Annotated in this window: 12 protein-coding genes and 1 tRNA gene; 8 read left to right on the top strand and 5 right to left on the bottom strand. The window is 59.4% G+C overall.

What is annotated here, in order from left to right:
- Positions 1-41 precede the first annotated feature (41 nt).
- Positions 42-566, bottom strand: a complete 525-nt coding sequence (locus EDC30_RS00790; protein WP_132256395.1) for an ImmA/IrrE family metallo-endopeptidase — start codon at positions 564-566, stop codon at positions 42-44.
- 359 nt (positions 567-925) lie between these two features.
- Here EDC30_RS00790 and EDC30_RS00785 point away from each other — a divergent pair, with 359 nt between their 5' ends.
- Entirely contained in the window at positions 926-1,588 is a 663-nt protein-coding gene (locus tag EDC30_RS00785) for a YiaD family glycine zipper/OmpA-like lipoprotein (RefSeq protein ID WP_132256393.1), read from the top strand.
- Between the two features lie 4 nt (positions 1,589-1,592).
- On the opposite strand, the gene EDC30_RS00780 is transcribed toward EDC30_RS00785, so the two are convergent.
- From EDC30_RS00780 to EDC30_RS00765, 4 genes are all read right to left on the bottom strand, one after another.
- The gene (locus EDC30_RS00780) at positions 1,593-2,579 is read right to left on the bottom strand and encodes an ROK family protein (RefSeq protein WP_243656594.1); all 987 of its coding nucleotides are present in this window, start codon (positions 2,577-2,579) and stop codon (positions 1,593-1,595) included.
- 4 nt (positions 2,580-2,583) lie between these two features.
- Positions 2,584-4,446, bottom strand: coding sequence for a glycoside hydrolase family 15 protein (locus EDC30_RS00775; protein WP_132256390.1), 1,863 nt, complete (start codon positions 4,444-4,446; stop codon positions 2,584-2,586).
- A gap of 75 nt (positions 4,447-4,521) precedes the next feature.
- Positions 4,522-5,328, bottom strand: a complete 807-nt coding sequence (otsB, locus tag EDC30_RS00770; protein WP_132256388.1) for a trehalose-phosphatase — start codon at positions 5,326-5,328, stop codon at positions 4,522-4,524.
- Positions 5,329-5,330: 2 nt separating this feature from the next.
- Positions 5,331-7,589 (bottom strand): alpha,alpha-trehalose-phosphate synthase (UDP-forming), encoded by a 2,259-nt coding sequence (locus EDC30_RS00765; RefSeq protein WP_132256386.1) that lies wholly within the window; start codon positions 7,587-7,589, stop codon positions 5,331-5,333.
- A 230-nt stretch (positions 7,590-7,819) separates the two neighbouring features.
- Between EDC30_RS00765 and EDC30_RS00760 the strand changes: the two genes are divergently transcribed.
- From EDC30_RS00760 to EDC30_RS00730, 7 genes are all read left to right on the top strand, one after another.
- Positions 7,820-7,896, top strand: a tRNA-Arg gene (locus EDC30_RS00760).
- A 389-nt stretch (positions 7,897-8,285) separates the two neighbouring features.
- Complete coding sequence (locus tag EDC30_RS00755; protein ID WP_132256384.1) at positions 8,286-8,777, top strand: acyl-CoA thioesterase; 492 nt, start codon at positions 8,286-8,288, stop codon at positions 8,775-8,777.
- A gap of 32 nt (positions 8,778-8,809) precedes the next feature.
- Positions 8,810-9,895, top strand: a complete 1,086-nt coding sequence (locus EDC30_RS00750) for a sensor histidine kinase (RefSeq protein WP_132256382.1) — start codon at positions 8,810-8,812, stop codon at positions 9,893-9,895.
- 116 nt (positions 9,896-10,011) lie between these two features.
- Positions 10,012-10,662, top strand: coding sequence for a response regulator (locus EDC30_RS00745; protein ID WP_132256380.1), 651 nt, complete (start codon positions 10,012-10,014; stop codon positions 10,660-10,662).
- A gap of 288 nt (positions 10,663-10,950) precedes the next feature.
- On the top strand, positions 10,951-12,579 hold the full coding sequence (locus tag EDC30_RS00740; RefSeq protein WP_132256378.1) for a GGDEF domain-containing protein: 1,629 nt from the start codon (positions 10,951-10,953) through the stop codon (positions 12,577-12,579).
- Between the two features lie 394 nt (positions 12,580-12,973).
- A complete protein-coding gene (locus EDC30_RS00735; RefSeq protein WP_132256376.1) occupies positions 12,974-14,398 on the top strand; it encodes a flagellin N-terminal helical domain-containing protein in 1,425 nt (474 codons plus the stop codon).
- Between the two features lie 72 nt (positions 14,399-14,470).
- Entirely contained in the window at positions 14,471-14,836 is a 366-nt protein-coding gene (locus tag EDC30_RS00730; protein ID WP_132256374.1) for a flagellar protein FlaG, read from the top strand.
- Positions 14,837-14,884: the final 48 nt, after the last annotated feature.

Here is a 14,884-nt window from a genome sequence, read left to right as displayed (position 1 = left end):
ACATTACCCCCCAAGGAGACTACACTACTTCAGACAAAATTTTAGGCGGCGACGATCTGCTCCAGATCGATGCCCAGTTGTTTCAGGCGATATTCGAGCGCATCGGCGGTTACGCCGAAATGACGCGCCATGCCGCTGAGCGCCATGCCTTTCCTGGCCAGCTGGCGTATCGCCAGTTCCGGCATCAGCAACGATGCCGCGAATGCATCCGCGAAACTTTCCGAAACGCTACTGCCCGCGCTGGCGGCACGAACGCGGAATTCAACGTACTTGAAGCACTCGTCATGCTGCTTCAAGCGTTCGACGTAATATCCCAGCTTTTGCGCGCAATTGAATCGCTTGTGCTCTTCGGTGTCGCACAGGTTCAGCATGATCACCGCGTCCCGGCCCGCATCCTTGATCAAGCCTCCGAGAATCGTCTCCGGCAGCTCGGCTTCGAGTACCGTCATTCCCATTTCGCCAGCGATTGCGGCAGGGTTAACCGGAAAGCTCTGGCCGCGCCAGACCTGGTCCAGCACCTGGTAAGCCGATTTTTTAGCATCCAGTTGGATAGAAGTGTCATTCATTCGCTTTTTCTCCTCCGCTTACTTGCATCGACAAGGTGGCAGGTCAAAAAGTTTCTCGGTGTCAACATCCTAGGAAATATATTTCTTTGTGTCAATGTGAATATGCACAATGTTTGACTTACCCAGAAACTGGGTCGGAGATTACAATCCCGAACCGCTTTGTAACGTTATCAAAAAGAATATGTCACAAAATTTTTTATCGGCAACATGAGCATTCTGGAAACTTTCGTGCGTTTTTTGCTGTCTATAAACCGCAACTCGTTTTGGCAAAGGCTTGCACTTACAGCCTTGCGCACGATATGCGCGATCAGCAACGACAGGGTTGCCGATCCACTTACTGCATAAAAAGGACATTAAATATGAAAAAATTGACGATTCTTGCCGTCGCTTCCGCATTGGCCGTTACGGGCTGTGCCGACATGTCGCCTACCCAGCGCGGAACGGCACAGGGAGCAGGACTCGGCGCCGTCGGCGGCGCGGTTATCGGCGCCATGACGGGCAATAGCAGGACTGCTGCAACCGGCGCCGCGATTGGCGCTGCCGCTGGCGCACTGGCAGGCAATATCTGGTCGTCGCGCATGGAAATGCAAAAGCGCGAGATGGAACAGGCAACCCAGGGCACTGGCGTGCAGGTCACGCAGACGGCGGACAACAGGCTGAAGCTGGAAATCCCGAGCGACATTTCCTTCGATACCAACCGTGCCGACATCAAGCCCAATTTCCGCCCGGTGCTGGACCGCTTCGCCACCAGCCTGAAAGACAACCCGAACACGAATGTGACGATCATCGGTCATACCGACAATACCGGCAGCGACGCCATCAACGATCCGCTGTCGCGCAATCGTGCCATCAATACGCGCGATTACCTGACCGCGCGCGGCATATCGCCGGCACGGTTCACGGTCGATGGACGAGGTTCGCATGAACCGCTCGTGGCCAACGATACCGCGGCCGGTCGCGCGCAGAACCGCCGGGTGGAAATCTTTGTGGCCGAGCCGGCTCCACAACCTGCAACGCGCTGATTTTCTAACTCGCCAGAGCTTGCCAGGGCCGGCTCTGGTGCCAGGCATGCCGCCATTCAGGCGGCAGCACCAGGCAAAGCGCGCCGATATCCGCCACGAACGACCCTAGCGCGGCAGTCTTGATTGTCACGCCGGATGTCACGGCCGGCAGGCGCGATTCGATTTCCTTTTGCGCCAGCGGTTTGAGCCAGTCGCCATGATGCAGCCACACGCTGCCGCCAATGGCGAATGCGCGGGTATCGAGCGTGGCGGCAAGGTTGTACAGCGCCCTGCCGAACCATTGCGCGGCCTGCTGCACCAGGGCACGCTCGGCACCCTCTCCCTGACGTGCCGCGGTAAAAATCGTCGCGGCATTCTGCCCGCTCCCGCGCCCGATATTACGCCCGGAAGTCAAAGCTTCGACATCGCCGAAATTGCCGCAACCGCATTGCGCATCGGATGATGGATCGAGCAGCATGTGACCGGCATGTCCGGCATTGCCATGCTTGCCGAGCAGGACGTGGCCATTCACGCACAACCCGAAACCGATCCCCGTGCTCCAGGTGACATAGACGCAATCGTCCTCGCCCTGCAGGGCGCCGAAGCTGCGCTCGCCGATCAGGGCGGCGACGCAATCGTTACGGATGACGACATCGGCAAAGCGTTCGCGCAGCACCGCTTCCAGCGGAATGCGGGTCCAGTCATTGGGCAGATCCGAACCGCCGACGAGGCCGCCGCACAAATTCGGCGTGACCAGCACAATGCCGCTTTCATCCTTGATGAACGGGCCGCAGGAACTGACGCCGACCTTGCCGATCCGGCCCGGATCGATATGCGCTACGGCGCAAGCCTGTTCCAGCAATTCGATCGCCTGTTCGCCGACCGCCCTTTCGCTGCCGCTGCGCGCAGTCGGCGCCGCCACCCGTGCCAGCGGCCCGGAGGCATCGGCGACGGTGGCGGCAAGCTTGGTGCCGCCGATATCGAGCGCACCTAGATAAGTAAAGGTATCCATGTTGTCAGTATGCTGCATCCCAGTGAATACTCAAGCGCATGGCGCACTGGATCAGTCCGACCATGCTGTATGTCTGAGGGAAGTTACCCCATAATTCGCCAGTCTCCGGCGCCACATCCTCCGACAGCAGCCCGAGATGGTTGCGGTGCGCCAGCACCTTCTCGAACAGCTCGCGTGCCCTCGCCTTCTGGCCGATCTGCGCCAGCGCCAGAATCCACCACAGGGTACATACCAGGAAAGCGGTCTCGGGCAAGCCGAAATCGTCTTCTTCGTCGTAGCGCAAGAGAAAGTCACCGCGCCGCAAGTGCTTTTCGACAGCTGCCACGGTGCCGACGAAGCGCGGGTCGTCGGATTTCAGGAAATTGAATTCACCCATCAGCAGCAGGCTGGCATCGAGCCGGTCGCCGCCGAAGGTCGAGACAAAGGTATTCATTTCCGCATTCCACGCCTTGTCGCAAATTTCGCGGTGGATGATTTCGGCATGCTCCTGCCAGTAGGCGGCGCGCTCTGGCAAGCCCAGGCGGCGGGCGATGGATGCCAGCCGGTCACAGGCGGCCCAGCACATGATGCTGGAGAAGGTATGCACGCGCTGGCTGCCGCGCAGCTCCCAGATGCCCGCGTCCGGTTCCTTGTAGTAGCGGATCGCCTGTTCACCCAGCCGCTCCATGTCCTGGAAAATCGCCTGGTCGGCCGGCCGCTCCAGGCGGGCATCAAAAAACGATTGGTTGGTGGCGAGAATGGCTGAGCCGAATACATCGTTCTGGATCTGGCGATAGGCCTGGTTGCCGATACGGACCGGCCCCATGCCCCGATAGCCGGCCAGCCCAGGGGCAATATTTTCCTCCAGAACCGCCTGGCGGCGAATGCCATAACAGGGCTGCATGGGCGCGTCGCGCGAGTCGGCGACGATATTCAGGATAAAACCGAGATAGCGCTCCATGGTGCGCGTGGCGCCAAGTCGATTGAGCACGTGCACCACGAAATAGGCGTCGCGCAGCCAGCAATAGCGGTAATCCCAGTTGCGCACGGTATGCGGCGCTTCCGGTATCGACGTGGTGACGGCGGCGATCACCGCGCCGGTATCTTCGAACACATTGAGCTTGAGCGTGATGGCGGAACGGATCACCACGTCCTGCCACTCAAAGGGAATGGCCAGGCTGCGGACCCAGTCCGCCCAGTACTTGCGCGTATTCTCGTAGAAGGAGCGGCCGACCTCGTGCGGTACGCCCTCGAGCGTTTCATCCGGCCCCATCAGCAGCGTGATGCTGTCGTGCAGGTAAAAAGGGCTTTCATCGATGACCGCCGACACCGAGGCATCGGTCGTCAGGCGCATGGACTGGGAACCGCCGGCAAAGGAAATATGGTGCGCGCCGCAGCGTGCCTCGGCGCGTCGCTTGCCGTAATCAGCCGTGGGACGGATCTGCAATGCGATGCGCGGCCTGCCGGCGACTTTGCGGATGATGCGCACCAGCATGGCCGGCGAAAACATCCGCCCGAACATGTAAAAGCGCGGCGCAAAATCGATGATTTCGATGGCATTGCCCTGACCATCCGCGATACGCGTCAGCAGCACTGCTGAATTGCGCTCGTAGCGTTGTTCAACCGGCTGGCCGCCTTCCAGTACGATGCCGATCATTCCCTGCGGTCCTTCCCTGCCTGCAAAGGCGCCGGCATTTTGCTCTGCACGGTATGCATGCGCCATTTCGGCATGTTCCGTTTCGTCCAGTTGGCCACGTGGCTCCAGCAAGGCGCTGCAAAGCGGATCGCTATCGAAGTATGGGTAGCACCACCATACGATATTGGCATTGCGGTCCACCAGCGCACTGGTGCGGCAATTGCCGATCAGTCCCATATCGAGGGTACCCATGCGCATCCTTTCCTTCATTGCGATGCCGTCATCGACACCGGCATGAACGGCATCGATGCCTCGTGTCGGGCGGCCTCACCCACTTTCCGGCCCGGCTGCTGGCGAAGCCGCATTTCCCTTCCGAGATGACAGGCGCTCGATCAGTTCATCCAGCAGTCGTGCGATATCGGCATGGTCCGGAATATAGAAGTCGGCGGCGCTGTTGCTCATGTATTCCACGCGCACCGACAGGACATCGTGGCGGCGCAGGCGGAACACATCCTCATCGGTGACGTCATCGCCGACATAGACTGCGCTTGCAGCGCCGCTGCGTTTCATCAACTCCACCAGGGCGCGGCCCTTGTCGTAGGAATCGGGCGGCAACAGATTAAACACGCATTTGCCCGTCACTAGCCGCGGCGCCGGCGCAAGCTGGCCGATCAGGTCACGCAGGATCGCCGCTGCCTTGGCCTGATCGGCGGCGGCGCGGTAATGCAGCGACAGGGAATAGCGCTTGTCTTCGGTAAGGATATCCTTGGCAATGTCCGGCTGCCCGCCAAGCAAAACTGCCAGTTGCTGGCGCCAGGTCTGGGATATGGCGGCATGCCGTTCCAGCTCGGCGGCCTCGGACATGCCTTCGACGCCGTGATTACCCACGACATACGTCGGTTCGAAGCCGAGCCGTCCGCGGATATCGGCCAGGGAACGCCCGGTCAGCACGGCAATCGGCGTCACCGCAGTCAGGCGCAGGAGCCGCTCCAGCACTTCCGGCGTCAGGAAGGCGCCCGCAGGATCGCTGGTGATCGGCGCCAGCGTGCCGTCGAAGTCGAAGGCGCATAACACGCCCGGTCGCATGAGTTCACGCAGCCTGGCTTGCCCGTGTTCGGAAAACAGCGCCCGCATCCTTACACCACCCGCCGCAATGAGCTGCGGCTATGCGAGCGGATTTTCGTCATGATGCGTTCGCGCTGGCGCAGGCGCGCAGCATCCAGCAGCATGCGCCCTGCCCAACGATAGACGTTGAAATCCTTGACGAGAGAACGCATGCTGCGCATCCGTTCGCGCTGCTCGATTTCCGGCATCGTCAGGGCGCGGTACAGGGCATCGGCGCTCTGCTCGATATGGTAGGGGTTGACGATCAGGGCTTCGTGCAATTCGCGCGCCGCCCCGGTGAATTGCGACAGCACCAGCACGCCGCGCTCGTCGTCGCGCGCGGCAATGAATTCCTTGGCCACCAGGTTCATGCCGTCATGCAGGCTCGTCACCACGCAGACATCGGCGGCGCGGTACAGACGGTTGACCTGCTCGGCATTGTGATGCTCCACCCGCAGCAGGATCGGCGCATACACGCCGCTGCCGAAACGCTTGTTGATGCGCTGGGCGAGATTGCGCACCCGCGCCTCGAAGTTCTGGTATTCATCCAGCGACGAGCGGCTCGGCGCAGCGATCTGCAGCAGCGAGAACTTGCCGACCAGGTTGGGATACTGCTCCAGCATGCGCTCGACTGCCTGGAAGCGCTCGATGATGCCCTTGGTGTAATCGAGACGGTCGACGCCCAGTCCGAGCAGGTGGTTTTCCGGCAGCGCCAGCTCCTGGCGCACCTGCTGGCGGCAGGTAACGATGTCAGGCTGTGCCTGATCCGCATCCGGCCAGGCGATCGAGATCGGATAGCTTTCCACCTGAGTCAGCTTGCCGCCATAGGAAATGGTGGACGTATCGTGCTCGATACGCGCTTCGAGGTAGCGATCGACAGTCTCGAGGAAATTCTTGCAGTGGTAGCTGGTATGGAAGCCCAGGATGGTGCTGCCCAGCAGGCCTTCGATAATTTCCTCTCGCCACGGGCAAATGCCGAAGGATTCCGGATTCGGCCAGGGAATATGCCAGAAGGTGATGATGGTCGCCTTCGGCAAGGCTTCGCGCACCATGCGCGGCAACAGCGCGAAATGGTAATCCTGCACCAGCACCACCGGGTCGTCCGTGCGCGCCTCCTGCACCACGGCGTCGGCAAAGCGCTGATTGACCTCGACATACTTTTCCCAGTCGGTGGAGCGGAATACCGGACGCACATGGGCGATATGGCACAGCGGCCACAAGCCCTCGTTGGCGAAGCCGTAGTAAAAGCCCTGCTCCTCTTCCTTGGTCAGCCAGACCCGGCGCAAGGTATAACTTGGGCGCGCCGGCGGCACCTTGACGCGGTCGTTGCGGTCCACCGCTGCACGGTCGCCGGAACCGCTGCCGTGCGCGATCCAGGTGCCGGAACAGGCGCGCATGACAGGTTCGACCGCCGTAACCAGGCCGCTTGCCGGACGGTTGACCTGCAAGCCGGTGGCAGTCTGGGCATGTATGTAGGGCTCGCGATTGGAGACGACGAGTACTTCGTCGCCGGCCAGTTCCTCGCGCAGCAGCACCCTCAGCTTCTCCGGCGTCCATTGGCGCGAACTGTCATCCCCGGCGCGCTTGTCCACGCTATATTCATACAACAGCGCGCGCAGGTCTCCGGCCAGCGGCTGCATGCTGCCGGAGTCCGGCTTTCCATGACGGGCAGGATGCTTCGCATCTCCAACCAATACGTCCTTGAGTGCATCGAGCACGCCGCGCAGGCTGAAATGGGCAATCAGGATGGTTAGAAGCGACATGATCAGCGCCAGAACGGCAAACAGCGCGATCACGTACTTGCGCGCGTCTGCCGAGCGGCGCTCGATAAAACTGGTGTCGTGGACCAGGATCAGCTTGCCTTCGTACTTGCCCCCTGCCTGCAACGGACTTTCGGTGACATGCACTGACCCTTGCGGCAGCGAAACCATCCCTTGCCTCAGAGTTTGTTGCCATCCCGACTCCATACAATCCAGCGACTCGGGATAAGTGCGTGTCTTGTACAGGAGCTTGCCGTTGACATCGCAGAAGGCAATGGCAAACAACCGCTGGTCTTGCACGGTGCGATCGAACAGGTCGGCAATTCTTTTCGGGGATTTTTGCCCGAGGTATTCCTGCACGGGCTCTTGCAGCGCGGACGCGAGCATTTGCGAGCGGGCGTCGAGGTCGCGCACGAACCAGCGCAAGGTAAGATTGTCCACTGAAGGAACGACTGCGTAAGCCAGCAGCGCCCAAACCAGTGCCACGGGAAGGATGAATCGGAAGGAAAGACGTAAGGCACCTGATTGCATGATTATTTACTTTGGTTAAGTTAATGCATGCAGACATGCATGGAACAGGCCTATGCTCAGACTGTTCTTATCAAGATAGACAATGGCAATACGTTATTCATTCCCTGAAAAATTGATCTTGCTTTAACGCATTCAATTCCCGAACTTTTCTCATTTCCCAAGCATTTTTCTTTCATGGAAATAAAGCTCTTCCAAATTCTGGAAAACACGGCTATAATTTCGTCTTCAACGCGGCTGTAGCTCAGCTGGATAGAGTACTTGGCTACGAACCAAGGGGTCGTGGGTTCGATTCCTGCCAGCCGCACCAGTTTTAAAGCTTCAAGGAACGGGTTAGTGCCACAAGCACTAGCCCGTTTTTCATTTTCCCTTCTGTTTCCATTTCCCCCCTGCCGATTCGCGTTACTCGGCTTTAAGCTGCAGATCTTTGTTCACCTGTATTCCTCGAGCTGAACTGTCCCAAACAGGGAGATGCCAAACACCGTTTCTGCATTCTCGATCTAATCGGCTAATGTCACCGCAAGCCCAGCGGAAGTTGCCATGTTGCAAATTCACCTCGAAATGACTCAAATTCATGTTCCATAAGGCAACGGCTTAGCCTGTCCGACTATAATCGATCGATCGCAGCAGATTAGCAAAGCCACAGCTGCCTACCTGCTTTTATCCGCCTCGGAAATCATCGTCGCTCGTAGAAGGATCATGCAAAACACTGTGCTCACCAACATCAACGTCACACCGACTCCCGGAAAATTTTCAGTCGTCTTACGGGTCTATAACCAGGATATCGATGCAGGACGGATGGTTTACGTCGGCAATTACATGAATTTTCTTGAACGCGCGCGCACCGAGTGGTTCCATCACCTGGGTTTGAGCCAGCGGCATGTCGAGCGCAATTACCGCGCTTTCTTCGTGGCGCGCGACCTCCACCTGGATTGCTACAGCCCAGCTTACCTGGATGACGTACTCAAGGTATCCATCAGCGTCAAGTCGCTTGGCCGCTCGAAAATGGTCTGGGCGCACACGATCGAGCGCGATGGCCTGATCGCCAGCGCCGACCTGACCGCTGTCTGGGTTGACCTGAAGACCCTGAAGCCTTCCCCCATGCCGCCGGAAGTGCGCGAGAAATTCCTCGCCGAATTCGAACAGCGGCAACCGAATCAGGACATCGTGGCGCAGCCGGTTTCAGCGTAACGTCGCTTGCACCTGCCTGACCAGCCGCCACCATGCCCCGCAAACGCAAGCAGCCTGTCGACGACTGGGAATCCCGGTTCCAGGCAATCGTCTCGAACACGCCGGGCCTGGTATTCCAGTGCCTGCTGCGTGCGGACGGCTCGCTTGAATTTCCCTACCTGAGCGAAGGCTGCCATGCCCTGCTCGGCCTCGATCCGCAGGCCTTGCACGCCGCGCCGGAACGCTTTCTTGATCTGCTCCTGCCGGAAGACCGCGACTCGTTCCGCGAATCGATGTTGGCTTCCGCCGCCGGCGGCAAGGCCTGGAACTGGGAAGGGCGCATCAGCGTGGCGCAATGGAACGACATCAAGTGGATCAATCTGCGCTGCACGCCGCGTCGCTCTGACGACGGCGATACGCTGTGGGACGGCATCATGTCCAATATCACGCAGAGCAAGCTGGAAGAAGCGGAGATCAAGCGCTCGCGCGCGCAACTGGCGGAACTGTCGGCGCACGTGGAAAAGGTCAAGGAGCAGGAGCGCATGCGCATCGCGCGCGAAATCCATGATGATGTCGGCGGCAACCTCACGGCCATCAAGATGGCGCTGGCGCTGCTGGTCAAGCGCCTGCCGACGTTGGCGCCGGAAGCCGTCGACAAGGCCCGCTATCTCGATACCTTGGTCGACCGCACCATCGAATCGGTCCACCGGATCGCCGGCGACCTGCGTCCCGGCGTGCTTGACTTCGGCATCGCCGCCGCGATCGAATGGCAGACGCAAGAATTCGAAAAACAGACCGGCATTCCCTGCAGCCTCGTCATCGATCACAGCGATATCGAACTGCCGGCGGACCAGGCCACTGCCCTGTTTCGCATTTTCCAGGAAACCCTCACCAACATCAGCAAGCATGCCGGCGCCACCCGCGTCGACGTCAGACTGGCCTGCCAGGATGGCAAGCTGTGTCTCGAAGTCGCCGACAATGGCAAGGGCATCGGCGCGGCCGACCGCGGCAAGCCGCAATCTTTCGGCATCCGCGGCATGACCGAACGGGCCCATGCGATGGGCGGCGAATTGCAATTGCAGAATGCCGCAACCGGCGGGTGTGTTGTATGTATCCGAATTCCCCTGTCAATCCCTTGACGTATGCTGCCAATCGGCAATAATGGTCGACACTAAGAACGGAGACCTGGCCTTTGCTTCTGTCTGCGGCAAGTGTGCCCGCAGCCTTTCCTGCGAACGACCTCCCCTGTAACAACATGAGCAACAAGAACACTATCAAGGTCTTGATCGCCGATGACCATGCGATCGTGCGCGAGGGATTGAAGCAGATCCTGGCCGACACGCGCGATATCGCTGTCGCCGGTGAAGCGGAGGACGGGCTCGACGCGATCAAGCTGGTGCGCCAGGGGAAAGGCGATGTGCTGCTGCTGGATATCTCGATGCCCGACCGCAGCGGCATCGAGGTGCTGAAACAGGTGCGCAAGGAAGAACCAGGCCTGGCGGTGTTGATTTTGACGATGCACCGCGAAGACCAGTACGCCATCCGCTCCCTCAAGGCAGGCGCCGCCGGTTATCTCAACAAGCAAAGCGCGCCAGCCGAACTGGTCAACGCCATCCGCATGGTGGCGGCCGGACGGAAGTATGTCAGCCCTGCCCTCGCGCAGGAACTGGCCAACCAGGTCAACGAAGAACGCGAAGTGCCGCTGCACGAAACCCTCTCCGACCGGGAATTCCAGACGCTGACCATGATCGCATCGGGCAAGACCGTCAGCGATATCGCCAAGGAACTGGTACTGTCCGTGAAAACCATCAGCATGTATCGCGCGCGCCTCCTGCAGAAAATGAAGCTGCGTCACAATGCCGAGCTGACGCATTACGCGATCAAGCATCGCCTGGTGGAAGAATAACCACACCGGGCATTCTTCTTTTCCTTACCGCCTTCTCCCCTCTCCCATTAGCCCTGCAGCTCTGGCAAACTTGTCAATTTGCGACTTTGCGCAAAAGATGTTTGGCAGGAGCTGCGCGGGATCTTTCGCCATCGCCATGATGGAATCCTGAAAACCCTTCCGTGACCTAGCAACAAGCTGCGAATTAAACCGGCATTTGCCCTCTATTCAGCTCATCAGGGGGCCGGCGACATAACTAAAATTGGAAAAAAATACATGAAAAACCGGCCCGTCTCAGCGAACCCAGCAATGCCCCAGACCACCGACAAGCCGACAGCGCAAAATCCCGCGGAAGTCGCCCGCGAGACGATCCGTCAGCTGGCGCTGCGGCGAATGGCGCCGACACCGGAGGCCTACCGTGAAATCTATGAGGAAATCGCCGGGACAGCGGGGAAACCGAATCCGGTCGACATGCTCGCGGCATTTGCCGAAAGCCTGATCGTGACACCGGCGCTCACCGATGCCGGGCACCAGTTGCGGCGCGCGGCGGCAGCAAATGACTGGGATGAATATGGCCGGCAGCTGGTGCTGTTGAGCGAGAAAATCTTGAAACCTGAAGTCGCCGCGCCTGCCTTGCCTGCGCGAGCCCCTGCAGCGCAGATGCCGGCACCGCTAGCACCAACGCCGCCTGCGCCCGCGGCCACGAGCATGTCGCCGCGCTTGCTCGCCGCCGATGCGCAGATCGAGACGCTGCGCGACATGCTGGCGCGTACGCTGAGCTTTGCCGTGTTGTCGCTGCTGCAGAACGACCCGGAACTGAGCGCGGAAACGGAACACCTGGCGCAAGCCGTGAAAGAGGCAAGCAATATCGGCGCGATCGAGCAGGTCGGCGCCCGCCTGAAACAGCTGTACTTCAAGATCGAAATCAAGGCCGGCGATCTCGGCGAACAGCAGGCCCTGCTGCTGCAGTTGTTCAAGCTTTTATTGGAAAACATCGGTGAACTGCTGGAAGACGACAGCTGGCTGCGCGGCCAGGTCGCCGGTGTGCAAAACCTGCTGGACGGCCCGATCAGCCAGGCTGCCCTGCACGACGCCACGCGCAGCATGAAGGAAGTGATCTACAAGCAAAGCATGCTCAAGCATAGCCTTGCCGAAGCCAAACTCACGGTGAAGAACATGATGATTACCTTTATCGATCGCCTCAGCGCCGTCGCCACCACTACCGGCGACTATCATGAGAAGATGACTGCGTATTCGGAAAAGATCAGCAAGACGACCGATATCATGGCCCTGAACAAGATACTCGGCGACGTCATGCGTGACACCCGTACCGCGCAACTGGAAGCCTTGCGCTCGCGCGAGGAAATGCTGGCGGCGCAGCAGAAAGTCCAGGAAGCGGAAAGCCGCATACTGCAGCTGCAGGCCGAACTTGAACAGGTGAGCGAACTGGTGCGCGAAGACCAGTTGACCGGCAGTTTGAACCGGCGCGGGCTGGACGACGTTTTCGAGCGCGAAGTGGCGCGCGCCGACCGCCGCAGGGCACCGCTTTGCATCGCCCTGCTCGACCTGGACGATTTCAAGCGGCTCAACGACACCTATGGTCACCAGGCCGGCGATGAAGCGCTGATCCATCTGGTCAGAGTAGTCAAGGACACGCTGCGCACCATGGATGTGATCGGCCGATTCGGCGGCGAGGAATTCATGCTGGTCTTGCCGGATACACCAATCGAGGCGGCCATGCAGACGGTGACTCGCGTTCAGCGCGAGCTGACCAAGCGAATTTTCATGTACAAGCACACCCGCATTCTCGTGACCTTTTCCGCCGGCGTGGCGCTGCGCAAGGACGGCGAAGATCAGGAGAAATTGCTCAAGCGCGCGGACGATGCGCTGTATAAAGCCAAGCATGCGGGCAAGAACCGGGTGGTGGCGGCGGAATGAGACGGCACAGGCTTTCCAGCCTCCTTCTCCTTGCCTGATGACCCGCTTCCGAGCGGGTTTTTTAATGCCCGATAAGTTGCAATTAAACTAACTTCCAATGCACGAATTCGGTCTCCATTCGGCCGTTTTAAGGAAATCTTGAGGCCTTTTCGCAAAAATATATTTCTCGGAAAACGGCGAAATTACCTTAAAGAAATTTTCTCACGCTCCGTCAATGAATTGTCTGGCTCGCATTCGAGCGAGACTGGAAAAATAAAGACCTCAACAGAGCCTAAAGTTTTTCCAGTACTGCCCGATAAAGCATTCAACACGGTTTGATTCGCGAAGCAAACGAACGCAAACCGAATTGAAGGAATCCGAGCCGGAAATATCCGACACTTAAAGGAGAATTAACATGGCTGCAATCATCAACACCAACATCGCATCCCTAAATGCTCAGCGCAACCTGACCACTTCGCAGTCCTCCCTAGCTACCTCTCTGCAACGTCTGTCTTCCGGCCTGCGCATCAACAGCGCCAAGGACGACGCTGCCGGCCTAGCGATTTCCGAGCGCATGACTTCGCAAATCCGCGGCCTGAACCAGGCTTCCCGCAATGCCAACGACGGCATCTCGCTGACCCAGGTGGCCGAGGGCGCCATGGCTGAGAGCACCAACATCCTGCAGCGTATGCGTGAACTGTCGATCCAGTCGGCCAACTCGACTAATAGCTCGGGCGACCGCAAGGCGTTGCAAGAAGAAGTGGCTAGCCTGCAATCCGAACTGAATCGCGTCGCCCAGACGACCGAATTCAATGGCCAGCGCATCCTCGACGGCTCCTTCACCGGCGCTTCTTTCCAGGTCGGCGCCAATGCCAACCAGACCATCAACTTCTCGATCAGCAGCCTCAAAGGCTCCAGCATCGGCGGCATCGCATCGTCGACCGGCACGGAAGTCGGCGCGGCAGCAGCGGCAGACATCACCATCGCAATCGGTGGCGGCGCAGCGCAAACGATCAATTCCAGCGCTGGCTACACTGGCAATACTTATCAGGATGCCACTTCGGCCTACGCCAAGGCGGCTGCGATCAACGATGCCGGCATCGCCGGCCTGTCGGTCACCGCTTCGACTACCGGCACCCAGACCGTCGGTGCCATCGGCGGCACCGCAGGTGACACCTATAACCTGTCGATCAACGGCGTGGCGATCTTCACCAACACCGACGTTGCTACCGCAATGTCCAATGCCACCCTGCGCGACACGATCAACGCCAATTCCAGCCAGACCGGCGTGATCGCCAGCCTGAACGGCGGCGACCTGACGCTCACCGCAGCTGACGGCCGGAACATCGTTGTCACCGAATCCGGCACCGGCTTCACCGCAGGCACAGATGGTCTTTCTGTCACCGGCGGCGATTTCGATGGCACTTTGCGCGGCACCCTGTCGGTTTCCGCCACTGACACCATCGCTATTGGCGGCACGGTGGCCAACCTCGGCCTTAACGCCTCGATCGCCAAGGATGCACTGGGTGTCGACAGCATCGACATCTCGACTGCTGCCGGTGCGCAAACGGCCATCAAGCGACTTGACGCTGCCTTGGGTTCGGTGAACTCCAACCGCGCCGCCATGGGTGCCTTGCAAAACCGCTTCCAGTCGACGATCGCCAGCTTGAGCACCACCTCTGAAAATCTCAGCGCCGCACGTAGCCGTATCATGGACGCCGACTTTGCCGCAGAAACCGCGCAACTGACCCGCGGTCAGATCCTGCAGCAAGCAGGCACTGCAATGCTGGCACAGGCCAACTCGCTGCCTAACGGCGTGTTGTCCCTGCTGCGCGGCTAATCTGAAGCGCATATAGCGTAAAAAACCCGGCCAGATCATCGGCCGGGTTTTATTCCGTTAAGGGAGGTCGATATGGAAATCCACTCAACCGGCAATACCCCCGTCGTCGCAGCCAGTGCGGCAAAGCCCGGCATCGCCACCGAAGCGCCGGCCGCCGCCAACCCGGCTCCCGTCGAGACCACGCTCGCCGTGCGCCAGACCGCCCCGGCACCCGAGGCAGCAGAGCTGGCGCAAGCCGTGAAAAATCTCAACAAAGCGATGCGTGAACAGGATCAAAGCCTCGAATTCTCGATCGATGCCGATACCAACCATACCGTCGTCAAGGTAGTCGACCAGTCCACCAAGGAAGTGCTGCGCCAGATTCCAAGCCAGGAAGCACTGGAGATTGCCAAGGCGCTGGACCGGTCGATCGGATTGCTGATCAGGCAAAAAGCCTGATACGCCAAAACAGACGGGGAAACTACCGTCTAAAGTCCGCTTTAAACT

This window comes from Paucimonas lemoignei (assembly GCF_004342585.1).
Classification (GTDB): Bacteria; Pseudomonadota; Gammaproteobacteria; order Burkholderiales; family Burkholderiaceae_D; genus Paucimonas; species Paucimonas lemoignei.
Note: the sequence above shows the minus strand (reverse complement) of the source record. Positions and strands in the feature narration are given on the sequence as shown.